The 24,448-nt window shown below is 48.3% G+C and carries 21 protein-coding genes; 8 read left to right on the top strand and 13 right to left on the bottom strand.

The window, feature by feature from the left end:
- Positions 1-105 precede the first annotated feature (105 nt).
- The 3 genes from plsB (at position 106) to COW15_RS00350 (ending at position 4,700) form a co-directional block, all read left to right on the top strand.
- Entirely contained in the window at positions 106-2,529 is a 2,424-nt protein-coding gene (gene plsB / locus COW15_RS00360; protein ID WP_293628662.1) for a glycerol-3-phosphate 1-O-acyltransferase PlsB, read from the top strand.
- Positions 2,529-3,785, top strand: a complete 1,257-nt coding sequence (gene mtr / locus COW15_RS00355) for a tryptophan permease (RefSeq protein WP_293628661.1) — start codon at positions 2,529-2,531, stop codon at positions 3,783-3,785. Before plsB ends, mtr begins: the two co-directional genes overlap by 1 nt.
- A 141-nt stretch (positions 3,786-3,926) precedes the next feature.
- Positions 3,927-4,700 carry a VOC family protein gene (locus COW15_RS00350; protein ID WP_293628660.1) on the top strand — a complete coding sequence of 258 codons (774 nt, stop codon included), beginning with the start codon at positions 3,927-3,929 and terminating at the stop codon, positions 4,698-4,700.
- A gap of 82 nt (positions 4,701-4,782) precedes the next feature.
- Here the strand turns inward: COW15_RS00350 and COW15_RS00345 are convergent, their stop codons facing one another.
- The 7 genes from COW15_RS00345 to COW15_RS00315 all read right to left on the bottom strand — a co-directional run bounded on the left by COW15_RS00345 (position 4,783) and on the right by COW15_RS00315 (position 12,751).
- Positions 4,783-5,871: a ribonuclease T2 gene (locus COW15_RS00345; protein ID WP_293628937.1), complete on the bottom strand. Its 1,089-nt coding sequence runs from the start codon at positions 5,869-5,871 to the stop codon at positions 4,783-4,785.
- A gap of 218 nt (positions 5,872-6,089) precedes the next feature.
- Positions 6,090-9,239 carry a CusA/CzcA family heavy metal efflux RND transporter gene (locus COW15_RS00340; protein WP_293628658.1) on the bottom strand — a complete coding sequence of 1,050 codons (3,150 nt, stop codon included), beginning with the start codon at positions 9,237-9,239 and terminating at the stop codon, positions 6,090-6,092.
- A gap of 9 nt (positions 9,240-9,248) precedes the next feature.
- Positions 9,249-10,790, bottom strand: a complete 1,542-nt coding sequence (locus COW15_RS00335; protein WP_293628656.1) for an efflux RND transporter periplasmic adaptor subunit — start codon at positions 10,788-10,790, stop codon at positions 9,249-9,251.
- A gap of 27 nt (positions 10,791-10,817) precedes the next feature.
- Positions 10,818-11,078 carry a heavy metal-binding domain-containing protein gene (locus tag COW15_RS00330; RefSeq protein ID WP_293628655.1) on the bottom strand — a complete coding sequence of 87 codons (261 nt, stop codon included), beginning with the start codon at positions 11,076-11,078 and terminating at the stop codon, positions 10,818-10,820.
- 213 nt (positions 11,079-11,291) lie between these two features.
- Positions 11,292-11,729 carry a hypothetical protein gene (locus COW15_RS00325; protein WP_293628653.1) on the bottom strand — a complete coding sequence of 146 codons (438 nt, stop codon included), beginning with the start codon at positions 11,727-11,729 and terminating at the stop codon, positions 11,292-11,294.
- Between the two features lie 107 nt (positions 11,730-11,836).
- Positions 11,837-12,292: a DUF2057 family protein gene (locus COW15_RS00320; protein WP_293628651.1), complete on the bottom strand. Its 456-nt coding sequence runs from the start codon at positions 12,290-12,292 to the stop codon at positions 11,837-11,839.
- A 96-nt stretch (positions 12,293-12,388) separates the two neighbouring features.
- Positions 12,389-12,751 (bottom strand): hypothetical protein, encoded by a 363-nt coding sequence (locus COW15_RS00315; protein ID WP_293628649.1) that lies wholly within the window; start codon positions 12,749-12,751, stop codon positions 12,389-12,391.
- A 437-nt stretch (positions 12,752-13,188) separates the two neighbouring features.
- Here COW15_RS00315 and COW15_RS00310 point away from each other — a divergent pair, with 437 nt between their 5' ends.
- The gene (locus COW15_RS00310; protein ID WP_007651987.1) at positions 13,189-13,752 is read left to right on the top strand and encodes a NapC/NirT family cytochrome c; all 564 of its coding nucleotides are present in this window, start codon (positions 13,189-13,191) and stop codon (positions 13,750-13,752) included.
- 102 nt (positions 13,753-13,854) lie between these two features.
- On the opposite strand, the gene COW15_RS00305 is transcribed toward COW15_RS00310, so the two are convergent.
- Together COW15_RS00305 and rsmD are read right to left on the bottom strand one after the other, a co-directional pair.
- The gene (locus tag COW15_RS00305) at positions 13,855-14,139 is read right to left on the bottom strand and encodes a DUF1145 domain-containing protein (RefSeq protein ID WP_293628645.1); all 285 of its coding nucleotides are present in this window, start codon (positions 14,137-14,139) and stop codon (positions 13,855-13,857) included.
- Entirely contained in the window at positions 14,114-14,722 is a 609-nt protein-coding gene (gene rsmD, locus COW15_RS00300; RefSeq protein WP_293628935.1) for a 16S rRNA (guanine(966)-N(2))-methyltransferase RsmD, read from the bottom strand. The genes COW15_RS00305 and rsmD overlap by 26 nt, the downstream gene beginning before the upstream one ends.
- Before the next feature lie 288 nt (positions 14,723-15,010).
- On the opposite strand from rsmD, the gene ftsY reads away from it, so the two are divergent.
- The 4 genes from ftsY to rpoH all read left to right on the top strand — a co-directional run bounded on the left by ftsY (position 15,011) and on the right by rpoH (position 19,294).
- A complete protein-coding gene (ftsY, locus tag COW15_RS00295; protein ID WP_293628644.1) occupies positions 15,011-16,528 on the top strand; it encodes a signal recognition particle-docking protein FtsY in 1,518 nt (505 codons plus the stop codon).
- A gap of 3 nt (positions 16,529-16,531) precedes the next feature.
- Positions 16,532-17,242 (top strand): cell division ATP-binding protein FtsE, encoded by a 711-nt coding sequence (gene ftsE, locus COW15_RS00290; protein ID WP_293628642.1) that lies wholly within the window; start codon positions 16,532-16,534, stop codon positions 17,240-17,242.
- Entirely contained in the window at positions 17,239-18,204 is a 966-nt protein-coding gene (gene ftsX / locus COW15_RS00285) for a permease-like cell division protein FtsX (RefSeq protein WP_293628640.1), read from the top strand. Before ftsE ends, ftsX begins: the two co-directional genes overlap by 4 nt.
- A gap of 232 nt (positions 18,205-18,436) precedes the next feature.
- A complete protein-coding gene (rpoH, locus tag COW15_RS00280) occupies positions 18,437-19,294 on the top strand; it encodes an RNA polymerase sigma factor RpoH (protein WP_293628638.1) in 858 nt (285 codons plus the stop codon).
- A 68-nt stretch (positions 19,295-19,362) separates the two neighbouring features.
- Here the strand turns inward: rpoH and menE are convergent, their stop codons facing one another.
- The 4 genes from menE to menD are packed head-to-tail and all read right to left on the bottom strand — an operon-like array spanning position 19,363 to position 24,408.
- Positions 19,363-20,802, bottom strand: coding sequence for an o-succinylbenzoate--CoA ligase (menE, locus tag COW15_RS00275; protein WP_293628933.1), 1,440 nt, complete (start codon positions 20,800-20,802; stop codon positions 19,363-19,365).
- A complete protein-coding gene (gene menC, locus COW15_RS00270; protein ID WP_293628636.1) occupies positions 20,777-21,871 on the bottom strand; it encodes an o-succinylbenzoate synthase in 1,095 nt (364 codons plus the stop codon). Before menC ends, menE begins: the two co-directional genes overlap by 26 nt.
- Positions 21,872-21,898: 27 nt before the next feature.
- Positions 21,899-22,687: a 2-succinyl-6-hydroxy-2,4-cyclohexadiene-1-carboxylate synthase gene (menH, locus tag COW15_RS00265; RefSeq protein ID WP_293628634.1), complete on the bottom strand. Its 789-nt coding sequence runs from the start codon at positions 22,685-22,687 to the stop codon at positions 21,899-21,901.
- Entirely contained in the window at positions 22,687-24,408 is a 1,722-nt protein-coding gene (gene menD / locus COW15_RS00260) for a 2-succinyl-5-enolpyruvyl-6-hydroxy-3-cyclohexene-1-carboxylic-acid synthase (protein ID WP_293628632.1), read from the bottom strand. Before menD ends, menH begins: the two co-directional genes overlap by 1 nt.
- Positions 24,409-24,448 lie beyond the last annotated feature (40 nt).

The following is a 24,448-nucleotide window of genomic DNA, read 5'->3' as shown; positions in this document are numbered from 1 at the left end:
TGCAAGTATTAACCACTTTTTAACGATATCGGAGAGTATTAGCGAATATTCCCCAGAGTCTGGTATTCTATTGGGCTAGTGAACGTATTTAATTGCATAAGAAAAATGCCTAAACAAGACTCTCTTTGGTTGAAATCATTACGTTGGATCCAAAAACACTTAGTGCACACTATTGTGGTGCCCCAGGATCCCTTTGCCGATCTGAATCTGGATGCCTCCAGCCCCCTTGCTTATGTGATGAAAACAGAATCCCTCAGTGATATTGCTGCATTGAGCGAAATCACTGCAAAGTTAGGGCTGCCCAGTCCCTACGATCCCTTAGTGGTCAATGGTGTTGTGGCTCCCCGTGTCGTTTGCCTCGAAGGCCGCAAGCCATTGTTTGGTGAGCGTGCCAGTAATGCGCCTTTCCTAGAGTGCTTTATGCGCTTATTGGCTGTACATAAGGAAAGACCTGAATTAGATATCCAATTGGTGCCTGTCAGCCTGTACTGGGGGCGTACGCCGGGTAAAGAAGACGACACTATGAAGGCGGCGGTACTGGAGCGTGAAAACCCGACTTGGCTGCGCAAGTGCTTGATGATTTTATTTTTAGGCCGGCATAATTTTGTGCAATTTTCGAATGCAGTGTCATTGCGTTATATGGCCGACGAACATGGCACAGATATGGGGATCGCCCATAAGTTAGCGCGTGTTGCCCGGGTGCATTTCCGTCGTCAGCGTAAGGTAATGACAGGGCCCGTGTTGCCCAATCGTCAGGCGCTATTCCATTCGTTACTCAAGTCAGAATCCCTGCGTAAGGCCATTCAAGAAGAAGCGTCCAGCAAGAAAATTTCTGAAACCCAAGCCCGTGAGACTGCGATTGAATATTTAGATGAAATTGCGGCAAATTACTCGGACAGTTTAGTCCGTATCGCCGAGCGTTTCTTAACTTGGTTATGGAACAAGCTTTACAGCGGGATCAACATTAAAGGTGCCGAGCAAGTTCGGCAGTTGCACCACGATGGCCACGAGATTGTTTATGTGCCCTGTCATCGCAGCCATATGGATTATCTGTTGTTATCCTATATTTTGTACTATCAAGGCATGGTTCCGCCGCATATCGCCGCCGGCATTAACCTCAATTTCTGGCCCGCTGGGCCACTGTTCCGCCGTGGTGGCGCCTTCTTCATTCGCCGCAGTTTTAATGGTAATAAACTGTACACCGCAGTATTCCGTGAGTATTTAGATCAACTGTTTGCTAAGGGCTATTCGGTGGAATATTTCTCCGAAGGCGGCCGTTCGCGTACGGGTCGCCTGTTGGCGCCCAAAACTGGCATGATTGCGATGACGATGAACAGTGTGCTGCGCGGGATTGAGCGTCCTGTGACTTTAGTACCTGTGTACTTAGGCTATGACCATGTGATGGAAGTGGCCACTTACCATAAAGAATTAAGCGGTAAGAAAAAGCAGAAAGAGTCTGTTTGGCAAGTCTTTGGGGCAATTCGTAAATTAGGTAATTTTGGTCAAGGTTATGTGAACTTTGGTGAGCCAATAACGCTGCAAAATTTCTTAAATGAGCGGGCACCTAATTGGCGGGCAGAGCTTGCCGATGATCCAGAACAAAAACCGAGTTGGTTAACGCCAGCGGTCAACGTGCTAGCGAATCGGGTGATGACACGCATTAACGATGCCGCGGCGGCCAGTTCTGTCACCCTCACCAGTTTAGTGTTATTGGCATCGGAGCAAAATGCCCTCGAGCGCTGCCTGCTTGAGCGTCAGCTAGACCTGTATCTGACTCTGTTAAAGCGGGTGCCTTACACTTCTTTCACTTCGGTTGCCGAAGGCGATGGTAAGTATTTAGTGCAGCAAGGCCTTGAGCTAAATAAATTTTCAATCAATGCCGATCCCTTAGGTGAAATAGTGTCTATCGATGAAAGCCAAGCCATCTCTATGACTTACTATCGAAATAACATTATTCACTTATTTATTATTCCCTCATTGATTGCGAGTTGTTTGACCAACCATGAGCAAATTCAGCGGCAGCAGATCCTCGCAATAGTGAATGACTTTTATCCGCTGTTAAAAGCCGAGCTTTTCATGGGTATTAAAGATTTATCTGCCTATGTGAATCAAGTGCTAGATCTCTTTGTTGAGCAAGGTTTTGTGATTGAGCAAGACGGTTTATCGGTCGTGACGGTGCACACCAGTCAGTTGCTATTGCTGGCGGGTTCTGTGAGTGAAACCTTGCAGCGTTATGCAATTATTTTCAATTTGTTAGCCCATAGACCTAAGATGGAGCGCTCGGAACTTGAGTCCGAAAGCCATCTACTTGCCCAACGTCTAGGGGCATTGCACGGCATTACTGCACCGGAGTTTTACGATAAAAAACTCTACGGTACCTTAAGTGTTAAATTAAAAGAGTTAGGTTATCTTTCTGATAAAGAAGATAAATCTGATATTAAGCGCATTCGAGATCAAGCCAATGGCCTATTGAGAGCCTCAGTGAGACAGACGATTGTAGCGAGTGTCACTGCGGAGCACATTGCTTAATGGCAAATTATATGGATGCGGCTAAACATAAGCCTGCAGGTAAGTCTTTGCTCGGTGGTGCCATGATTATAGCTGGCACGACCGTAGGTGCTGGGATGTTCTCTCTGCCCGTGGTGGGTGCCGGTATGTGGTTCGGCTATTCGATTTTTATGTTGCTCGGCATTTGGTTTTGCATGTTGATGTCGGGTTTACTCTTGCTCGAAACCAATTTGCATTTTGAACCCGGCGCCAGCTTCGATACCTTAACCAAACAAACCCTAGGGCAGTTTTGGCGGATTATGAACGGTGTTTCTATTGCCTTCGTGCTGTATATTTTGACCTATGCCTATATCAGCGGTGGCGGATCGATTGTGAATCACAGTCTAGAGGGCATGGGGATTGTATTACCCCAAAGCGTGGCTGGACTCGTTTTTGCCCTAGTGTTGGCAAGTATCGTATTGATCAGCACTAAGGCCGTGGATCGTATTACCACCATTATGCTCGGTGGGATGATCATTACCTTCTTCCTTGCTATCGGCAATTTGTTGATTGAAATTGATGTGACTAAGTTGCTCGAACCCGATGGCACCCAGCGTTTTGCGCCCTATTTATGGGCGGCACTGCCTTTTGGTCTGGCCAGCTTTGGTTACCATGGCAACGTCCCTAGCTTAGTAAAGTATTACGGTAAGGACTCTTCCACTATTATCAAAGCGATTGTTATCGGTACTTTTATCGCACTGGTCATTTATACCTGTTGGTTAGTGGCGACTATGGGCAATATTCCCCGCAGCCAGTTTAGCGATATTATCGCCCAAGGCGGCAATATGGGGGTCTTGGTGGGCGCCTTGTCAAAGGTAATGGCGAGTAGCTGGTTGAACAGCATGTTAACCCTGTTTGCCAACCTAGCCGTGGCTTCATCTTTCTTAGGGGTGACCTTAGGTCTGTTCGATTATCTAGCCGACTTATTTGGCTTCGATGACTCGCGTTCAGGTCGGATGAAAACTGCGTTAGTGACCTTTGTGCCGCCGACGATTTTGGGATTGCTGTTTCCCGATGGTTTTTTAGTGGCGATCGGGTTTGCGGCATTAGCGGCGACCGTATGGGCTGTGATAGTTCCAGCACTGATGGCCTATAAATCTAGGCAACTATTCCAGGACAGCACAGGTTTTAGAGTGATAGGCGGTACACCCTTGATCATCCTCGTGGTGTTATTTGGTATAGTCACGGGTGCCTGCCATTTACTGGCGATGGCGGATTTACTGCCACAATATTCCTAGTCGTTTATGCCGCCAAAGCCCTCATTTGAGGGCTTTTTGTTTTGTACTACCCCCTAAGTCCTGTCTTTTTAATTCGGAAACTGGACATAATGAAAAACTCCAGCTTAACTCCTACGATTGAGACAAAAATGGGAGCCAATAATGAAGATTACTCAGTACGCACAAGGACATGCATGTTGGGTTGAACTCGCAAGCCACGACTGGGAAGGCGCTAAGGTATTTTACCATGCAATGTTTGGTTGGAATGCGATTGAAATGCCTATTCCTGAGGGGCATTTCTCGCTGTTCAACCTAGATGGCGATGACTTGGGTGCCATGTATCAAATATCGAGTTTAGAGGCACAGATCCCTAGCCATTGGCGGATCTATTTTGCCGTGCGAGATATTGATGCCTGTATTGCAGATATTCAAGCGGCGGGCGGCCAAGTGCACATGGGGCCGCATATTGTGGGAGATGCGGGGATCATGGCGCAGGTGAGTGATCCTGAAGGCGCGCGCTTTGCTTTGTGGCAGGCCAAAAACCATATAGGTGCCCGTCGTCAGGGAGAGGTCAATACCCTGTGTTGGGTCGAATTAGCCTGTCGAACCCCCCGCACTGAAGAGGCTTTCTATTGTAAAGTATTCCCATGGACAGCTCTACCCAGCCAAGTGCCTGATATTGAATATATTGAATGGCAGGTCGCTGGCCAATCTATCGGTGGCATGATGACGATAATGCCCGAATGGGGAGATATTCCAGCCCATTGGATGCCGTATTTTGTGGTGGCAGATTGCGATGTGTTTGCCAATAAAGCACAGAGTTTGGGAGGGCAAATTTGTGTTCCACCGAGTGATATTCCCGAGGTTGGCCGATTTGCTGTGATTACCGATCCCCAAGGTGCGACATTTGCGGTGATTAAGCTTAATCAGATATAACTGCCATATTTAGGACGGCTAGTGTCATTAAGAATAAAAATGGCGGCATTAAGTCGTCGTTTTTGTTCATCTAACTATTTGTTTAATTGGCATTATCAATCATGATAGTCTCGAGGCAGGAACCTTTTTTAGCCCGATTGGCTTTGGCGAGTAGACTAGGTAGGGAATCTGAGGCTTTAATGACTTCGGGTAAGTTAATGCGGATTTCACTCAATAATCCCTTCGCACATTCTAGGCTGATTTTGGTGTGGGCGCCTTGACCGAAACTAGTATCAAAGCTTTGGTTTAACTCACTTTTACTAACACTCTTACCTATGTTGTCATGAATAAATTTTTGCACCCATGCCGAGGCGTTTACGGCTTGGGTCAGCTGGGTTGCCAGCAAAAAGTACTCGTTAGGGTCTTGGCTGCGGCAAGTTCCGTGCTTCCACCATTCGTGACGTTCTAAACAGGTGCCATAGTGAGCGCTTGGCATGACTTCTTCTAAATTTTTGCGCACCGATGGGTTAAGTTCAAACTCAGGATAAGTACAGAAATCATTTGGTTGCAGTTTGACTGTGCTGCAATAACCGTAACGCGTGCCGCATTGTTGTTTATTCGGCCACAGTCCGTGCAGGCTGAAGTGTTGCCACTGGCTCGATTCAGGCGTTTGGCTGAGGGCGCGGCATTCGGCTTTGCGGCGGCCATAGAGTTCACAAAAGGTACTTTGCCAACTCAATGCCAATATGTGTGAATCAAAATTACCCTCGATTTGGCATTGATTGGCTGGGCGTTTCTCTGTGGTGCTAGGTGTGTTAAGGCTATCTTTATTGTCTGCTTTACTCTCCGATGCCCTAGTGGTTTGCACGGATCCCACCGCCGTTGCAGGTGTCGATAAATTACTGCCAGCAATATTAGACAGATATTGACCGCAATCGCCGCTAATCCAGCGTAATGGCGAGGTTGCGGCATTGGTCCGTACTCGCAGCCAGTCAGGTTTAGTGCTATTGCCGAGGATTTCGAGCACGGGATAGCGCTCACCAATATTACTCTGCCATTGGTCTGGATTCGTCTGCTTATTTTTCGATTGAAATAGTTCACAGCGTTTATCGGCAACGAACTCACCGCTCGCGGGGGTGGCAAAGGCGGGAAAAGGGTCAACACTTAATGCGCCAACTACACATAATAGCATTATGAATAAGCGACTTAGGGGCTTTTTGACTATGGCTTTATAGAATGGGGTCATTGAGCGAATCCTTGCTTGAGAGTAGAGCTATTTATTGGGCTGCCATATATTGAATGATGATTTTAGGTTTTTTTGAGCCAATTTGATAATAAAAATCCCCTCAATCCTATTGATATTGAGGGGATAGTGGATGTGGGATTATTGATAGTGAGACTTATACCCGGCTAATGTGAGGGCTCAACTTCATTTTTAAGTCTACGGGAGTAAATCAGTAGATAGAGTGCGGGCAGGACAAATAGCGACAGTATCGGCGCTGTGACCATACCGCCGACCATAGGTGCGGCGATTTTCTGCATCACATCGTTACCCGAACCTGCGCCCCACATAATGGGCAATAGGCCGAAGAAGATGGTCGCCACTGTCATCGCCTTGGGGCGAATGCGCATCACAGCACCTTCGATTAAAGCTTCTTTTAAGTCCTCTATGCTGTGGTAAGTGTCTTTCTCTTGCCTGTGCTTGATGGCGTTATTGAGATACACCAACATCACTACCCCAAACTCGGCTGCGACACCCGCTAAGGCAATCATACCGACGGCGACGGCGACTGAGATGTTGTAATCCAGCAGATATAGCAGCCAAGTACTGCCGACCAAGGCGAAGGGTAGGCTGAGCATGATCATACTCGCCTGCATGGTGGAACCAAATGTCAGCATCAGCAGGATGAAGATCACCCCTAACGCCATAGGGATCACTTGTTTGAGCTTAGCATCGACCCGCTGCATATATTCGTACTGGCCCGCAAAGCTGTAGCTGTAACGGGGCGGGACGACGAGTTCGGCATCTAAGGCGGTTTTGGCGCTGGCGATATACTCACCAATAGATGTACCTTCAATATCGATAAATACCCAAGAGATTAAGCGGCCATTCTCGCTTTTTAACATAGGCGCGCCATCGTTGATCTCGATATCGGCCAAGTTACGCAGCGGTAGATAATTCCCCGATTTAGTGATCACGGGCAGCTCGCGCAGCTTCTCGATATTGTCCCGTAGCTCCCGTGGGTAGCGCAGGTTGATAGGGTAACGCTCGGCACCTTGCACCGACTCGCCGATATCCATGCCGCCGATGGCGTAACGCACCACATCCTGAATATCCTGCAACGTCATACCGTAACGTGCGGCCACATCGAGTTTTGGGCTGATATCGATATAACGGCCGCCGCCACTGCGCTCGGCATAGGCCGACTTAGTGTGTGGCACTTTACTTAAGATAGCCTCAATCTTAGCGCCTAGGCTTTGTAGCTCATTGACATCGGCGCCGGTGATTTTGATACCGACGGGGGTTTTTATCCCGGTCGAGAGCATATCGATACGGGTCTTGATGGGTTGTACCCAAGCATTGGTGAGTCCTGGTACTTTTACGGTTTGCTGTAGTTGGGCAATAATGCCGTCCAGCGTTATGCCTTCACGCCATTCGTCATGGGGTTTAAGCATGATAGTGGTTTCAAGCATGGTCAGCGGCGCGGGGTCGGTCGCGGTTTCGGCGCGTCCTACTTTGCCAAACACGCGGGCCACTTCGGGCACGGTTTTGATTAAGCGGTCGGTTTGCTGCAGCACTTCGGCGGCCTTGCTGGCACTGATGCCTGGCAATGCCGTTGGCATGTAGAGCAAATCGCCTTCTTCGAGTGCGGGCATAAACTCGCTGCCCATGCGGGTCATAGGATACCAAGCGCTGGCCAGCGCGACTAAGGCTAACATCAGGGTGATTTTAGGGAATTTAAGCACCAGTTTGAGTGAAGGTTGGTAAAGCGCGATCAAGAAACGGCTGATGGGATTGCTGCGTTCGCTGGGGATTTTGCCGCGAATAAAGTAACCCATCAGGATCGGTACTAAGGTGATCGACAGGAAGGCCGCCGCGGCCATGGCGAAGGTTTTAGTGTAGGCCAATGGCGCGAATAAGCGACCTTCCTGTGCTTCGAGTGCAAACACAGGCACAAAGCTTAAGGTGATAATAATCAAAGAGAAAAATAACGCTGGGCCGACTTCAATCGACGCTGCGGTGACGATGCGCCAATGCTCTTTTGTATTGGGTTCGCGCTCATGTTCCGCCTTAAAATGCTCTAAATGCTTGTGCAGGTTTTCGATCATCACAATCGCGCCATCCACCACGGCGCCGATGGCGATGGCGATACCGCCAAGGCTCATGATATTGGCGTTAACACCCATCTTATTCATCACAATAAAGGCGATTAGGATAGATAGCGGTAGGGTGATCACGGCCACGAGTGTGGAGCGCGCATGCAGTAAAAACAGCAAACAGACTAAGCCGACGACCAACATCTCTTCGACGACCTTGCTAAACAAGTTATCGACGGATTTTAGGATCAGTTGGGATCTGTCATAGGTTGGGATGATCTCCACACCATCGGGTAGACCAGCCTTGAGTTCTTCGAGTTTTGCCTTCACCGCATCAATGGTCGCTAGGGCGTTTTCGCCGTAACGCATCACGACTATGCCGCCAACGACTTCACCTTCGCCGTCGAGTTCGGCAATGCCGCGGCGTGAGGCTGGACCTTTACGTACAGTAGCGACATCTTTGAGCAATAAACCTGTGCCAGAAGGACTGGTGATCCCAAGGGGGATTTCACGGAAATCCTCCAGAGTTTGGCGATAGCCCTTAGCGCGCACCATATATTCGGCTTCGGCCATTTCAACCACTGAGCCACCTGCTTCGCTGTTGGCTTTATCTATGGCTTGTTTAATGGTGGCGATATCCAGTTGATAGATCGCCATTTTATCGGGCTCGAGTACGATCTGATAGGTTTGCTCCATGCCGCCGACAGTGGCGACTTCAGACACCCCCGCGACGCTTTGCAGCTCTAGCTTGAGATACCAATCCTGCAGACTCTTGAGCTGCGATAGGTCCAAATTACCCGAGCGATCGACCAGCGCATATTCAAACACCCAACCGACGCCAGACGCATCTGGGCCGAGGGAAGGTTGCACATTTTGTGGCAAACGGCTGCTGATCTGACTTAGGTATTCCAACACCCGTGAACGCGCCCAGTAGATGTCGGTGCCATCTTCAAAAATCACATACACGTAGGAGTCGCCGAACATGGAATAACCCCGCACGGTTTTGGCGCCGGGTACGGCTAACATGGCGGTCGATAGTGGGTAAGTCACTTGTTCCTCAACCAATTTAGGTGCTTGGCCGGGGTAGGGAGTTTTAATGATCACTTGCACATCGGATAAATCCGGCAATGCATCCAGCGGCGTCTTGCGCAGCTCTTGTACGCCCCAGACGGTGATCATGACGGCGATAATCAACACCATAAATCGCTGCCTGATCGACGCCTCGATAATATATTTCAACATAACGCGCTCCTAGTGCTGATGACCGCTGCTTAAACGCATTAAACTGCCCTTCAGGCTGGCCTCGGAGTCGAGTAAGAATTGCCCCGAAATCACCACCCGTTCACCTTCGCTGAGGCCCGACACTATCTCGGCCTTGCCTTGGCTCATCATGCCGACCCTAACGACTTTAGCGGTAAAACTGTCGTCGGCCTGTTTGACGATCACGCGGTTTTCTTTACCCGTTTGGATTAAGGCCTCCTGTGGGACCACTAATACATCTTTATTTGGGCCGCCGAATAGCGAGACTTTAGCTAAGGTTTTGGGTCTTAAATCGACGTCGGAATTATCGAGTACCACCCGTACCCGCAGGCTACGGGTCACAGGGTCCAATTCAGGGTAGATATAGTCGATAGTACCTTCGATGCCACTGATATTCATGGCGGGGACGGCGACTTCGGCTTTTTGGCCTTTGGCAATCCAGCTTTGCTCGTTCTCGAATACGTCGGCAATCACCCAGACTTTGGAGAGATCCACCACAGACATCACTTCGGTCGAAGGCTGAATGTACATGCCATCACGCACGTCGAGGGCTTTAACTATGCCGTCTTCCTTAGCGTAGAAAGGGACGCGATATTGGGTTTGATGTGATTCCGCTAATTGTTTGATTTGTCTATCGTTAAGGCCGAGAAAGGATAAGCGCAAGCCCGCATTGCGAACTAAATCTTTGTAGCGGCCTTGACCGTTTGCCTTGGCGGTGTCCATGGCGAGCAGGTAGTCATCTTGGGCATTGATTAAATCGGGGGAATAGATCTCATACAGCAGTTGGTCTTTCTTGATGGGATCCCCGACGGATTGGATCGCCAGCTTTTCAATCCAGCCGGTGACGCGGGCGTGGATATGGCTGATCTGACTTTCGTCGTAGTCGATTTGACCTACGGTTTCGACAAACTTCCACAGTGTGTCGCGTTCAACCTTGGCGACTTTGAGTGCCAACGCTTGCTGCATACTGCCGGATACATTGATGTTGATTTCTTGGGTATTGCCACCCGTTTCGACTTTTTCTAAGTTCATGCCGCAGATAGGGCAAGTGCCAGGGACATCGCTGATGATATGGGCATGCATAGGACAGACATATTTAATTGTCGCCCCTTGGTTTTGCGCTTTGACTAAGTTGTCGACCTTAGATATTGGTGTGTCGAATACCTGACTCGACGCCTTGGCGGCCGAGGTTTGCTTAGGCTCAGTCATTGGATTATCTGTGGCTTGGTGCGCCGCATGTTCCTCCGCAGGATTCTCGGCATCCTGTTGCTCAACTAAAAACATATTACACTTAGGGCAGCGACCCGGCTCATGGCTGATCACTTCGGGATGCATAGGGCAAGTGTAAGTTTTCACTTGATTTAATGGATTATTTTTCGGCTTGTTGGCAGGACTCGGCGCCGCTATTTCGGTCGCAACGGGTTGCTGCGTGTCCGCCAGTTGAGCATGGCTCAGCCAAGGTGTTCCCATCACTAGACTGCTTAGCAGCACGGCCTTAGGGGCCTGCTTTTTGACTCGGTTAAATTGGTTCATATGCCTCATCTCCATCTCCTGCCTAGCTTAGTGGTGTTCGTGCGCTTTGTGCACTGTACCTTCAGCTGTTTTTGCTTCCGCCGCTTTTGGCTCTAAGTCCATACCACATTTAGGGCAAGTGTCGCCTTTAGCGCCTGTAACCTCTGGATGCATAGGGCAAGCATAGGTCTGAGCTTGTTGCTGTGTGCTCGCATTGTCGTGCTGATGCTCATGGGGGGTTGCCGTGGCAAACACACTGGTGCTGGTCATTAAAAATACCACTAAGACAAGATTAGTTAAGGTTTTCATATTGTTCACTCCATCGGATTAATGGCCGAATATGAGCGCATAACGTGCTGAGCTTATCCCTCGTTTTTCAACATGAAGGGGCAATCGATGCAAGCAAGTGCATACGGGCTCAGTACTACGTGTTTGCTTAACTCTGGGTGCTTAAGGTTTGGTGCACCACAATAAACGGCGAAATAAATAATTTGCTTGGTTAGCCCTGAAAGGGCGGCGAGGCTAGGCTATCGGAGGCTTGAGGGCCGAAGATAACGAGATAGAGTGGAAATGAGGCATAGGAGTGGCCATTGCAGTATCGCTCATGCTCACACTTGGCCAGAGGTGTGGGCTGAATAGAGTGCCAGCGACTGAAATCGTCAAACAATGACCACAATCATTCGAACATGATGTGGTGCCATCACAGCAATGCTGTTTCGCGCCGGGAAGCATTTTATCGTTACAGCAATCCGCGTTGGCCATTGAATGTGAGTCAGAAGGGTTCTCAGTGTTCATCTGCATCATGGCAGCATGGTGCATTTGGGAGGAAGCTTCATGATTCATCGCACTCATATCCATAGTGTGTGGCACCATGGCGTGACCATTAGACACAACACTTTGCCCGACGAGTGCGAGTAAAGTGAACATGACTAAAAAGTAACGACCGAGTGTGTGATGCATAAGTATTCCAAATGATGAACGGCTCGATTCTAGCATAGAGGCATTATGCTGCAATGCGTTAACTCACATTTCGGCTAATGCCTCTGCTTTTAACTCCTACCGATTAATTACTTTGATGAATGGCTTTCCAGCATATCCGCCATTAACTGACTATGGTTTTGCAATGGCAGTTTTAGTGTATCGGTACCATTAATGGTCAGTTGGATAGTGGGGTTTTTGATAAAACCTCGGGCATCGTCTTCGCTTGGTAACTTAGGCTTAGTGATTTGGTAGTCCGCCTGCGGCGCAACATCTAAGGAGAAGAATAAGGGTTCAGACTTCACCCAAGTGCCACTGTCATCTGCACGGTAATTAAAGATATCTTGATATTTTACTTCAACGAGCACTTTACCTTCAGGAAGCTGCACAGGTTTAAATGCCTTTACCGTTTTACCATTAAGGCTGATGACACTGAGGGTATCTGTACCTTTTAGGGTGGCGGCTGTTGCAGTCATGCTGATAACCATAACGCTCATGATTAAAGTAATGCCAACTAAGGTTTTATTTAATAAAGTGGTTTTCATAATAAACTCCGACAATTTGCTGTAGCGCGAGAGTGCACAATCGTGGTGGCACCTTCGCTGGGTATTGGATTGATTTAATCGTTAATAAAAGATCGATTACAGCAAAGAGGAGTTTGGTGGCGGTGTTGTGAGTCCAAGATTGGTAGTTTGAATCGCCCAACCTTGGATGGCAATAGGTTTGCTTGATGGGTTGGCGAAGGCCAGTTTTAGCGCTGCGGGCTCAAGGAAAAGTGATGATAGGCAATGGGTTTGGCAATGGCTTGTCATGCTATCTTGGCAGTGTTGCAAACAATCGGATATAGAACAATCTGGCATGGTGCAGTTCATTTCTGCGTCCATCATCAGCATAGTTTGACTGCTGTGGCTATCAGTGTTGGCTAAAGTTGGCATAGCATTCACCATCGCCGATTGGGCGACTAGTGAAAATAGCACTGCTATGGTGATCCAAAATTTAGCCATGATAACTCGGAAAAATGATTGCTTACCCTTAGAGACCTTAGTTAACCCGATAAAGTTTCATATAAGGTTCAAATTTTTAATTTTTAATGATTTATTTTCTGTTCGCCTTCAATAATTAAACAAAACGTCGATCAGATCACATTTCTATTTTTTAGAAATGATTTCAATAGTTATTGATTCTCAAAGGGGAAATCCCATCCCATAACCGATAACTTGCGATTATGTGATGATTGCATTAGCTTTAGTTGAAGTGCCTTATGGATCTGTGTAGTTGGTTTTAGCTAATTGTCATCCCCATAGTTAGAGCTAAGTCTCATTTTGCGCTTTTAAGGTTAATTTAATCGGCAGATTTAGGCTTAAAATCAAATTTCTAATAAATGAAAGAACATAAACTAGTCTTATAAAAACTAATTTTGGCAATTTTTGGAGATAGAGTGATGAACTGGCGTGCACTATTTAAACCTAGCGCGAAATATTCAATCCTGGCGCTACTGGTCGTCGGTATTGTTATCGGTGTTGTGGGCTACTTTGCAACCCAAACAACCTTACATGCAACCAGCCAAGATGCATTCTGTATGAGCTGTCACAGCCAGCATTCATTGAAAGATGAAGTGATGGCATCAGCCCATGGTAATAACCGTGTCGGTATCGTGGTTCAGTGTCAGCAATGTCATATTGCACAGGAACCATTCCAATACCTGAAGAAAAAAATCATTGTTTCTAAAGATGTTATTGGCTTCTTAACTATCGATGGCTTTAATACTCAAGCATGGTTAGATGAAAATCGTAAAGAACAAGCCGAATTAGCACGTGATTATTTACGTTCTATCGATTCTTCAACCTGCCAAAACTGCCATAACCGTATTTATGAAAACCAATCAGAAAATATGAGCAAAATGGCCGTGAGAATGCACAGCAATAACTTCAAGAAAGCCCCAGAAGACAGAAAAACCTGTATCGACTGTCATAAAGGTATCGCTCACCCTTACCCAAAGGGATAAGGTTTAGCGATTAACTTGCGTTATCGTGAGTCATTAAAAAGCCCTCTGTTGAGGGCTTTTTGCTATCTGTGTCTGAGTGCCTGAAGGTGTCTGAATGTTAGCTTAACTCGCTGTAGTCATCACCCGTTGCCGATAAGCTAACAGGCTGAAAATGCCGAAGATAAACACTTGCAGATAATCCTGCTTAGTTAATGGCAGCAAGCTTTTAAACAGCATATGAAAGATGGCGACTTGAAAGCAATGCATCATGCAGGTAATACCAAACAAAATATTCAAAATAATCGCTACCTTGCCTTCAAATGGCATGACCAAGTTGTAGGCCATCATCAACCAAGCGATCAGGGTAATGGCTTTACCTAAGTTAATCAGCAAGGGCATGGTTTTCATCTTCGATAGGCTCGGCGGTGTTTTCGGGTTGATATTGATATAAGCGATAACTCACTTGTCCGGCATTCTTTTCTTTTAAGGCTTTCCAGCTAGATGGAATAGTCAGCGTGGTTAATTCAGACTCTATTTCGACATAGATCAGCGCGCCATCATTGAGCCAACCTTGGCTGTCTAGCAATTGAATCGTCTTTTCTGCCAATCCCTTGCGAAAGGGCGGGTCGATAAACACCACGTCGAAACCTTGCTCGCAGCCCCTTTGCAGCACGACTAAGGTATCGGCGTTGATCACCTCTGCCCTATCGCATTTTAGGGTGTTTAGATTTTCTTTCAATTGCAGGGCGGCAGAGCGTTGCAATTCGATAATCTTGGCGAAACTGGCATAGCGAGATAGGGCTTCGAGGGCTAGAGCGCCGCTGCCGCCGAAACAATCGAGCACTCGGGCATTAACTAAGTCATTGGCAAGCCAGTTAAACAGGGTTTCGCGCACTCTGTCTGTTGTTGGGCGCAAACCTTCGAGATCTTGAATAGGTAAACGACGCGAACGCCATTGCCCAGCGATAATCCGCACTTGGCCAGTCCCCATTTTGGTTTTAGCCGTTGGATTTTTGCTCGCCTGTTGTTTGGCCGCACTCTGATTGCTCGCTCGGTTCTTAATCAAAGTTCCCCCGTGATTTTGCCTGAAGAAAGAAAGTGGTAGACTATGCCACCTTAATAAAGGCCACTATTTTATATCAAAGTCCCACTAAAAGGTGAGATGGCTTAACAAGCTTAGTTAATTGCCGACTTTTTGGACGTAATTGCTAAGGCAATCTGGTATAACGTCAGGGTCTTATTTTACATTCAACACTGAAGTAGAGCGCTGGGATCACACATGGCAAAGAAAGGTTTTTTCTCTTGGTTTCGTAAAGATAAATCGCAGGATGAGGTCGGTGCTGAAACTCCAGTTGTTACTCCAACACAAGACACTGCGCCTCTAGCGGCAGAACAATTAGCAACTGAGCAAGCTCAAGCTAAGGCTGAAGCCGAACGCCTTGCCCAGGAACAAGCACAAATCGATGCCCAGCGTTTAGCCGAGCAACAGGTCGAATCTGCGCGTCTTGCGGCAGAACAATTAGCAGCCGAGCAAGCTCAAGCTAAGGCTGAAGCCGAACGCCTTGCCCAGGAACAAGCACAAATCGAGGCCCAGCGTTTAGCCGAGCAACAGGCCGAATCTGCGCGTCTTGCGGCAGAACAATTAGCAGCCGAGCAAGCTCAAGCTAAGGCTGAAGCCGAACGCTTCGCCCAAGAACAAGCACAAATCGAAGCCCAGCGTTTAGCCGAGCAACAGGCCGAAGCGGTGCGTCTTGCGGCAGAACAATTAGCTGCAGAACAATTAGCAGCCGAGCAAGCACAAGCTAAGGCTGAACAAGATATTCCCACCGCTGAGGTTCAGCCGGAACCGCAGGCAAGGCCAGTAAAAGAAGGCTTATTTGCCCGCCTTAAACGTGGTTTGATGCGTACCAGCGAAAATATCGGCAGTGGTTTTATCGGCCTATTTCGCGGCAAGAAAATCGATGACGATCTATTTGAAGAACTCGAAGAACAGTTGCTAATTGCCGATGTTGGCGTCGAAACGACTACGCGTTTGATCAAAAACTTGACCGAGCATGCGTCACGCAAACAGCTTAAAGATGCCGAGGCACTATACGAGTTGTTGCGGGATGAATTGCAAAAAACACTCGATCCGGTTGCTATTCCCCTAGTGCCCGAAAATGCGAGTGGCCCCTTTGTGATCCTGATGGTGGGTGTCAACGGTGTGGGGAAAACTACCACTATCGGTAAGTTGGCCAAACAGTATCAAGCCCTGGGCAAGTCGGTGATGTTGGCGGCGGGTGATACTTTCCGCGCTGCGGCGGTTGAACAATTACAGGTTTGGGGTCAACGTAACGATATTACTGTGGTTGCCCAGCATACGGGAGCCGACAGTGCCTCGGTACTCTTCGATGCGTTGCAAGCCGCTAAAGCGCGTAAGATAGATGTATTGATCGCCGATACCGCGGGCCGCCTGCAAAACAAAGCGCACTTGATGGAAGAATTAAAGAAAGTCGTGCGGGTGATGAAGAAACTCGACCCAGAGGCGCCCCATGAAGTGATGTTGACCCTGGATGCCAGCACAGGTCAAAACGCCATTAGCCAAGCGCAATTATTCCAAGAAGCCGTTGGTGTAACGGGTATTACCATCAGTAAGTTAGACGGCACGGCTAAGGGCGGCGTGGTGTTTGCGATTGCCGACAAATTTAACATACCGATCCGCTATATTGGTGTTGGTGAGCAAATTGATGACTTACGTACCTTTAATTCGAAAGAATTTATCGATGCCCTCTTCACTCAAGAAAAGGCGGATAGCTAATTTATGATTGATTTTCAACAGGTCAGTAAGATTTATCCCGGCGGCCAAATGGCGCTGGAAGATGTGAATTTTCACCTGCAGCAAGGTGAAATGGCATTTTTAACCGGCCACTCTGGCGCGGGTAAGAGTACGCTGTTGAAATTGATCACTGTTATCGAACGGGCAACTACGGGACGGGTTGCCATTAACGGCCATGATATTGCCAAAATCAGTGCCAAGCACGTGCCCTACCTAAGACGCAATATTGGCATGATCTTCCAAAGCCACCATTTATTGATGGACCGCAGTGTATTCGACAATGTCGCCTTGCCATTAGTGATTGAAGGTTTTTCCCACGGCGAGATCCGCAAACGGGTTGCGGGTGCGCTCGATATGGTGGGTTTATATGGTAAAGAGCGCCATAACCCTATTATGTTATCTGGAGGGGAACAGCAGCGTGTGGGCATCGCCCGCGCGATTGTAAACAAGCCGCCCCTACTGCTCGCCGACGAACCCACGGGTAACTTAGATCCTAAATTGTCGATGGATATTTTGCGCCTGTTTGAAACCTTTAACGATGCGGGGACGAGTGTACTGATTGCGACCCACGATCTGGGGCTGATTGCGCGGATGAAGTATCGTACTTTTACCCTAAAACAAGGCCGTATGATAGGCGCCCAAGAGCTGCATCAAGGCATTCACACCAGTTCCGCAGTACCGAGGGAAGGTCTATGAGTGACAATGCTAAGCTAACCCGCAGTAAATTACCTATCTCGGGTCGAATCGTGATGTTCTTTATTCGCCATGTGCAGCAGGCTATGGCGAGTATGGGTGAGCTATGGCGTAACCCCGTTTCATCCGTGATGACCATGGCCGTATTGGGCGTCAGTTTAAGTTTGCCAGCAGCATTACAAGTCTTAGTGAAAAATGCCGAGACTATTACCAGTTCGTGGAACAGTGCGGCTGAAATTTCATTATTTATCGATGAAAACCGCAGCGATCAGACCATCCAGAGCCTACTGACACGTATTCGTACCTATTCCGAAGTGGATAAAGTGCAGTATATCGACCGTAACCAGGCCCTAGAGGAGTTTCAGCGCCTATCGGGCTTTGGTGAAGCCTTAGCTTACCTCGATAAAAATCCGCTGCCCGCAGTGATCACAGTGACACCGACACCAAGATACTCCACGCCCGTAGGTGCCCGCGAACTACTGTCTAAATTAGAGCGTGAGCCCGAGATCAGTTTTGGTCGTTTGGATATTGAATGGCTTGAGCGTTTGCAGGCCGTGGTGCGCTTACTGGAACGGACTGTGATGGCCATTGCTGCGTTATTGGTATTGGCTGTGGTGTTGGTGATTGGCAACACCATTCGACTCGCGATTATGAACCGCCGCACCGAGATAGAGGTGATGAAATTAGTGGGCGCAACAGAATCTTTTATCCAGCGTCCCTTTCTTTATACTGGGATTTGGTATGGGGTGATAGGCGGCATATTGGCTTGGATTATCATTAACTTGCTCGTTTGGTATCTCGATTCTGCCCTGGCAGAGCTATTGGGACTATACGGTAGTCAGTTGGAAATGAAGTCACTGACTTTTATGGAACTGCTACAATTAGTCGGCCTAGCCTCTTTCTTGGGCTGGCTGGGTTCTTATCTATCCGTAAGGCAACATCTAAGGGCGATAGAACCCTCTTAAGTATCAGGTTGTTAAGCTAAAAATAAAGAGATGAAATACGTAGCCGATGAACTTTTGTTCACTTGCAATGTCTATTCATCGGGGTTAAATGTAACCTCTAGACGGGTGAAGGTTGACATACTCTGTCAATTAGCCGATAGTTCGTCAGCTCATTCCTGTGGTGGTTTTGTATCATCAGGGAATGTAATCGACTTATATTTGATAAGTAATTAGTAAGAAAGTAGGAGCGCGAATGACCTTTCAAACGCAATCAATGGCACTGACAGTCCCACAGGGCAGTAGTAGTCTAGAAGCTTATATCCATTCAGTGACTAGCATTAGCATGCTGGACGCTGAGGCTGAGTATGAGTTAGCCAAGCGTTTGCAGGAAACGGGTGATCTGCAAGCAGCGAAGCAACTGATTATGTCGCACTTACGCTTTGTCGTGCACGTTGCCAAGGGCTACTCAGGTTACGGTCTGCCACAGGCGGATTTGATCCAAGAAGGCAACATTGGTCTGATGAAGGCAGTAAAACGCTTCGATCCCGATGTTGGCGTACGTCTAGTATCCTTTGCGGTGCACTGGATTAAAGCCGAAATTCATGAATATGTGCTAAAAAACTGGCGCATAGTGAAAGTCGCAACCACTAAAGCACAACGTAAGTTGTTCTTTAATATCCGTAAAGCGAAAACACGCTTAGGTTGGTTTAGCGATGAAGAAGTCACTATGGTGGCTCAAAATCTAGGGGTCTCTAAGGCTGACGTGACCGAAATGGAATCACGTATGGCGGCGCAGGATCCCGCATTTGACTTGACCAGTGATAACGATGATGAACAGGACTTCGCGCCGGTGCATTATCTCGAAGATCATTCGTCGGACTTAGCCGAAAATATCGAAAACGATAACTGGGAATCTAACGCTCAAGGTCGTTTATTATCGGCCATCAAAACCTTAGACGAACGTAGCCAGCACATACTGCGCGCCCGTTGGTTAGATGACGATAAAACCACACTGCAGGAATTGGCAGAAACTTACCAAGTGTCGGCTGAGCGTATTCGCCAGCTCGAAAAAAATGCCATGAACAAACTGAAGGCTTGTATGGAAGCCTAATTAGCATCTCGCTTTGATCTAAAGTGAGTTAGCCATAAAAAACCTGCTACGGCAGGTTTTTTTATGGCTCAAATCTGGTTTATGTGTGCAACTAGGGTCTTTCTATTCACCTTAAGCCCTGTTTGTTCGCTATCTTCAGGCCAAGGGTAATAATGTCTTGGCCTTTTAAAACGGGCGATTTTGTCGGCGAGAAAGGCTTCTAGCTCAGCGGTTTTTGCACCTATATTACGGGTTATGCTGCCGCGAATAATGGCGGCGGGTAGGTTGCCAAAGATGGGATCGGGTTGTGCAAAGACGATGGCATCATCAATTTCTGGATGCTGTTTCAGTGCCGCTTCGATTTCTTCTGGTTGGATATTTTCACCGCCGCAGATAAACATATTATCGATGCGGCCGAGGATGTGCAGATTGCCATTTTCGTCCCATTCGCCCCTGTCTTTGGTATAGAACCAGCCATCGGGATCAACACTGCTTTCTATGCAGTTTGCTGTCAGGTACCCCATAAACAGGCATTCGCCGCGCACCCAAATCACCCCGTCTTCGATTTTAAGCTCACGCTTGGGAAGTAACTTGCCACTGCTGCCGTCGCTTAAGGCGGGACCTGTGGTGATCTGCGAGCCCATTTCTGTCATGCCGTAACTCGTGTAGCTCACAATGTTACGCTGCTTAAGCTGCGCGAGTAAGTCTAGTGAGACTGCGCCGCCACCGAGCAATAGGGCTTTGATACTGTTAAGTTGGCTGTTCGTATCGGCTAATAACTTGCTCAGCTGTGCTGGTACCAAAGACATGTGGGTCAGCTTATCTTGGTCAATCTGCTGGCTAAGACTGAGCGTTTGATCTGGCATCACAACACAGGCGCCAACTAAGGCGCAGCGGTTCAATATCGCAAGGCCGCCGATATGGAATAAAGGCAGGGAGAGCAGCCAAGCGTCGCCCTGTTCGAGTGGAATTAAGCTGCGAGCGCCTTCGGCATTGGCAATATGGTTGGCTAAACAATGCACAGCCGCTTTTGGAAAGCCGCTAGAGCCCGACGTTAAAACCACATTGGCGGGACGTGCAAAATCAATCGGTTGAACTAAGCCACAGCTTTCACTATTAAAATGTAAGTTTAATTGACGACAGTTCTGTAGCGCAGAAATCTCCGAACTCCAAAAGTAGCGGATCCGATAGGTATCGGCTAAACCTTGGATCTGCGCAAGTGGGAAACGGGGCGAAATCGGGAAAAAGATTACCCCGATATCGATACAGGCCCAATAGAGGCAAATCATCTCGAGGTTATTCACTGCAATACAGGCGAGCGGCTCACCCTCAATGATACCCGCCGCCCTTAATTGTTCACCCAGGGCGATAACGCGTTGGCTAAGCTCAGCGTAACTTATGTCTTGTCCCGCCAACTTAATTGCCGTCTGCTGAGGAAACATAAGCGCGGCTCGATGCACGGGGGACAGTGCTCGCGACGTTGGGCTGTGGGTGTCAGACAAACTAGCTTTCCTCACTCTTGGCAGCATAAAGAGCACTTTGTGATTTTGAATCAACGGCATACTGTGCAATGGGTTCCAGTTGCGACAGTGTGAGGCAGTGCTTCTTGCCCGATGACACGATTAAATCTTGGCTAAAGGCGCTGAGGGTATCGAGTCCTGGGGTCTCATCGGGCGTGAGAATCGTCGCTAAATGGGCCAGATCGCTAATGCCTAAACTGCTTTCAAGACTCGAACTGATAATGCAACGCACACCATAGCTCTGGGCGGTATCGATTAAATTGGCGAGCTTTTCTATGGTGCCGAGCAACATAGGTTTGATGACGAGCGCAGCTAGGCCATTTTGCATCGCAAACCGATAATCGGGATCGTTAAGGGATTCATCTAGGACGTAGGGCATACCAATCGCTTGATAAAACGGCAGGTTATCCTGCGGGTTTTGGCAAGGTTCCTCAATGTATTCTATGGCATCTAGGGGCAGGCTTGCGGCAAAGGTGATGGCTTGCTCTAAGGTAAAGCCACGATTGGCATCTAGACGCAGTTTTAGATCGGATCGAGTGCTTAAAATCCCATAGATCAGACGCAGCTCATCTTCGATGGAGGTTTGGGCGACTTTGACTTTCACCGCATGAATGTCCATTCCAAGGGCGGCGATCTTGCTATCGAGTAAGTCTTTGCCCACATCTGTTGGGTGATAAATCAAAGGGACTACGGCAGTCTGTGGGCGGATCGCGTCGAGTTTGCCCATTAACTTGGCATGTAACAGACTTAAACCAAAGGCCAGGGAAGGATAGGGACTGTGTTCGGCGCATTCCAACAGGGCATCGATATGTTGGCCACAGAGTTGGGGTAATAACTCAGTTAACGCCGTTTGCACTTGGGCTAGGGTTTCGCGGCTAAATCCGACTAAGATTTGTTCATCGATATCTATGCCAGAGAGTGGCGCGATTTCAACTTCGGCTTGTCTGTGTTCCCCTTCGACGCTGGCGCTTGCCTGTAATACTAATCCGGCCCTGTGGTCGATGCGTTGCTTACCCACGGGCAGTAAGACATCGAGTGGTAGTCGATATTGATACAGGTTAAGCGAAGTTAAGATCATATATTTCCTACATTTTAATTCAGGTATTTACCCTAGCAGCTTAAGTATTGTTGAGGTTAATGCCTCGGCAGCGGCTTGGTGTATGTTGTGTCCGGCGCCGTTAATGCTGTGGATGAGAATAGGCGCGTGCAATTGCCACTCTTGGGCGAGGGCGTGGAACTTGGCATCTTGACTGCCCGCAAAGAAATGGCATTCACAGGCAAGTTGCGAAGGCACATCCCACAGAGAGGCTTGGCGTGCGAGTGAGGTGGCTAAGAATACTTCTTTAAGCATCTGTTTAGGATGCAGATCTAACATGGCTGCTCGTCTCTCGACCACTGTTTTACGTTTGGCTGCAGTCATATCGGTAAACACGGGTTGCTGATACCATAAATTTAAAAAATCTATGCTACTAAGCTTAAGTAAACGCTCGGCCCACAAGGTATCATTTTTGATTCGTGCGGCTTTTTCCTGCAGATCGTTAAGTCCAGGATGACAGGACTCAAGCAGTAAACTCAGTAATCGCTGGGGATGAGCCTTCGCAAGATGCAAAGCAATGCGGCCCCCGAGGGAATAACCGTAGAGGTGGAACTGACTAATGTTAAGCCTATCGAGCTTGGCGATAATATCTTGGACACAAAAACTAGAACCATCCTCCATTTCTGCCGTGATGCTAGCTTGATTATCCCCATGGCCCGCTAGATCTAGGCATACACAATGGAAGTGCTGGCTGAGCTTGGGCATTAGCGGCAACCAGTCGGCCTTAGTGCCTAAAAAGCCATGCAGTAGCACTAAGGTCGGCAGGGTTGTTTCACCGTAACGGGCTAAGGTCGGCATTAGCTTTGTTTCACCCACAGGTTGAGCGCGGCGATTTGGTCGCTGGCTTGGGTTTGACTCACACTGACTTCGATGATCGAAGCGCCTTGAAAATCCAGCGCTTCATTATAGCTATCCTGAAAATCCGCCAGATTATCCACTTGATTATAGGGAAGATTAAACATTGCCGCCGCATAACCGAATTCTAAGCCGTGGCTTAAGCGGTAATAATCACTGCGCACTTGTTCATTGGGTACGGGCAATAGATTAAAAATATTGCCGCCATCATTATTGAGGATAACGATCACCAGCGGGCTGGATAGGCTCTTGGCGATGGCCAGCGAATTAAGATCGTGTAATTGGGATAAATCACCAATGATCAAACTAGTCGGCTTGCCCTCGTGGGCAGCAATACCGCAGGCCGTCGCGAGTAGGCCATCGATGCCCGAGGCGCCGCGATTAGTAAAAGTCGTGGTGGTGCAACAACTCACTGGAGCGTACATGTCGTATAAGCGAACCGGCAGACTATTACCGATAAACAGTTGTTGTTCTAGTGGGCGAGTGTTGGCGATGGCGCGCACCACCTGGGCTTCACCAAATTCCCCTTGATCGATATTGCGGATAAATAAGTTATGTAATTCATCATTATAGGTGATTAACGTATTCGCCCAGTTTGCCGAGGAGGAGCGATACCAGTTTAATATGGCAAATTGTGCCGCATTGGCATGCCAAATATGTTTAGCATTGTGGCTGGGATCTAGCCTGTCCTGCTCGGGTAAAACTTGCCAGTAACTGTGCCAATTTTGCTCGGCCAGATAGCTGATCAAGCGCTTAGACAGTAAGCGGCCACCGAACACCAGTACGCGATCCGCTTCCTGCAATAAATTGCGCGCCTTAGGATGCTGCAGCAATTGATCGATATTGCCAATGACGGCGGGATGTTGGCGCAGTTGTGATTGTGCATCGGTGAGCAAAGGCCAACCGATTTTCTGCGATAGTGCAATCAACTGCTCAGGATCCTGCTCGGGGGTTAATGTGCCCGCGACGATAACCCCCTTGCCATGGACAAAGCGCATAATGGCATCGTCACTCGGGCTGCTGACTTGACGGCATTTGCCATATTGAGTGTAAGGGCGCGCCAATTGTAGCCAAGTGTGTAATGGCCTGAGATAGGGCGAGTCGGCATCGAGGAGCATCGCATTTAGCTCACTCGGGTACAAAGGCTCACGGTACATGCAGTTAAAGTGCACTGGGCGAGTTTGATTGGCGACGGCTTCATCCACTGTCGTTAATAGGGCCTGTGGTGCAATATGGGCATCCGGTGTGGGCAAATTCACTTGCTTGGCGTAATTAGCGAAAATACCCGGTTGGACTATAGCCTGATTGGCCCCGCAATCCAGTAACTCGGGCGGCCGATCGCCACTTAAGACGATTAAAGGCACATGGGTCAGCCAAGCTTCAACAATCGCGGGATACAGGTTTGCCACCGCAGTGCCAGAGGTGGTAATGATGGCAACCGGGGCACGGCTGGCCTTTGCCAGACCCAAAGCCATAAAGCCGAGTCCACGTTCATCGAAATGTAAATGGCGTTTAAGCTTGGTTTGTTTTGCCGCTGCGAGGGTTAATGGTGTTGAGCGGGAGCCGGGTGCCATGCATATATGCTGCACCCCTAGCCGTGCCAGTTCCTCAAGAATAAGTGCGCCCCAAATAAGATTGAGTGTGGCTGTATTTTCGGTCCGCATAGCTAAATCTATCAGGATAAAGATGGGCTTAGTGTAACGC

The sequence above is a fragment of the Shewanella sp. CG12_big_fil_rev_8_21_14_0_65_47_15 genome (assembly GCF_002783505.1).
Classification (GTDB): Bacteria; Pseudomonadota; Gammaproteobacteria; order Enterobacterales; family Shewanellaceae; genus Shewanella.
The sequence above is the reverse complement of the archived record's forward strand: the minus strand, read 5'-3'. Positions and strand labels throughout refer to the sequence as shown.

Excerpts from the sequence above, each read along its gene's own strand:
- ftsY (WP_293628644.1), top strand. The coding sequence starts at position 15,011 with ATGGCAAAGAAAGGTTTTTTCTCTTGGTTTCGTAAAGATAAATCGCAG.
- menE (WP_293628933.1), bottom strand. The coding sequence starts at position 20,802 with ATGCTGCCAAGAGTGAGGAAAGCTAGTTTGTCTGACACCCACAGCCCA.
- menD (WP_293628632.1), bottom strand. The coding sequence starts at position 24,408 with ATGCGGACCGAAAATACAGCCACACTCAATCTTATTTGGGGCGCACTT.
- ftsE (WP_293628642.1), top strand. The coding sequence starts at position 16,532 with ATGATTGATTTTCAACAGGTCAGTAAGATTTATCCCGGCGGCCAAATG.
- COW15_RS00320 (WP_293628651.1), bottom strand. The coding sequence starts at position 12,292 with ATGAAAACCACTTTATTAAATAAAACCTTAGTTGGCATTACTTTAATC.
- menC (WP_293628636.1), bottom strand. The coding sequence starts at position 21,871 with ATGATCTTAACTTCGCTTAACCTGTATCAATATCGACTACCACTCGAT.
- COW15_RS00325 (WP_293628653.1), bottom strand. The coding sequence starts at position 11,729 with ATGCATCACACACTCGGTCGTTACTTTTTAGTCATGTTCACTTTACTC.
- COW15_RS00315 (WP_293628649.1), bottom strand. The coding sequence starts at position 12,751 with ATGGCTAAATTTTGGATCACCATAGCAGTGCTATTTTCACTAGTCGCC.
- plsB (WP_293628662.1), top strand. The coding sequence starts at position 106 with ATGCCTAAACAAGACTCTCTTTGGTTGAAATCATTACGTTGGATCCAA.
- COW15_RS00335 (WP_293628656.1), bottom strand. The coding sequence starts at position 10,790 with ATGAACCAATTTAACCGAGTCAAAAAGCAGGCCCCTAAGGCCGTGCTG.
- rpoH (WP_293628638.1), top strand. The coding sequence starts at position 18,437 with ATGACCTTTCAAACGCAATCAATGGCACTGACAGTCCCACAGGGCAGT.
- rsmD (WP_293628935.1), bottom strand. The coding sequence starts at position 14,722 with ATGGGGACTGGCCAAGTGCGGATTATCGCTGGGCAATGGCGTTCGCGT.
- mtr (WP_293628661.1), top strand. The coding sequence starts at position 2,529 with ATGGCAAATTATATGGATGCGGCTAAACATAAGCCTGCAGGTAAGTCT.
- menH (WP_293628634.1), bottom strand. The coding sequence starts at position 22,687 with ATGCCGACCTTAGCCCGTTACGGTGAAACAACCCTGCCGACCTTAGTG.
- COW15_RS00350 (WP_293628660.1), top strand. The coding sequence starts at position 3,927 with ATGAAGATTACTCAGTACGCACAAGGACATGCATGTTGGGTTGAACTC.
- ftsX (WP_293628640.1), top strand. The coding sequence starts at position 17,239 with ATGAGTGACAATGCTAAGCTAACCCGCAGTAAATTACCTATCTCGGGT.
- COW15_RS00340 (WP_293628658.1), bottom strand. The coding sequence starts at position 9,239 with ATGTTGAAATATATTATCGAGGCGTCGATCAGGCAGCGATTTATGGTG.
- COW15_RS00330 (WP_293628655.1), bottom strand. The coding sequence starts at position 11,078 with ATGAAAACCTTAACTAATCTTGTCTTAGTGGTATTTTTAATGACCAGC.
- COW15_RS00345 (WP_293628937.1), bottom strand. The coding sequence starts at position 5,871 with ATGCTATTATGTGTAGTTGGCGCATTAAGTGTTGACCCTTTTCCCGCC.
- COW15_RS00305 (WP_293628645.1), bottom strand. The coding sequence starts at position 14,139 with ATGAAAACCATGCCCTTGCTGATTAACTTAGGTAAAGCCATTACCCTG.
- COW15_RS00310 (WP_007651987.1), top strand. The coding sequence starts at position 13,189 with ATGAACTGGCGTGCACTATTTAAACCTAGCGCGAAATATTCAATCCTG.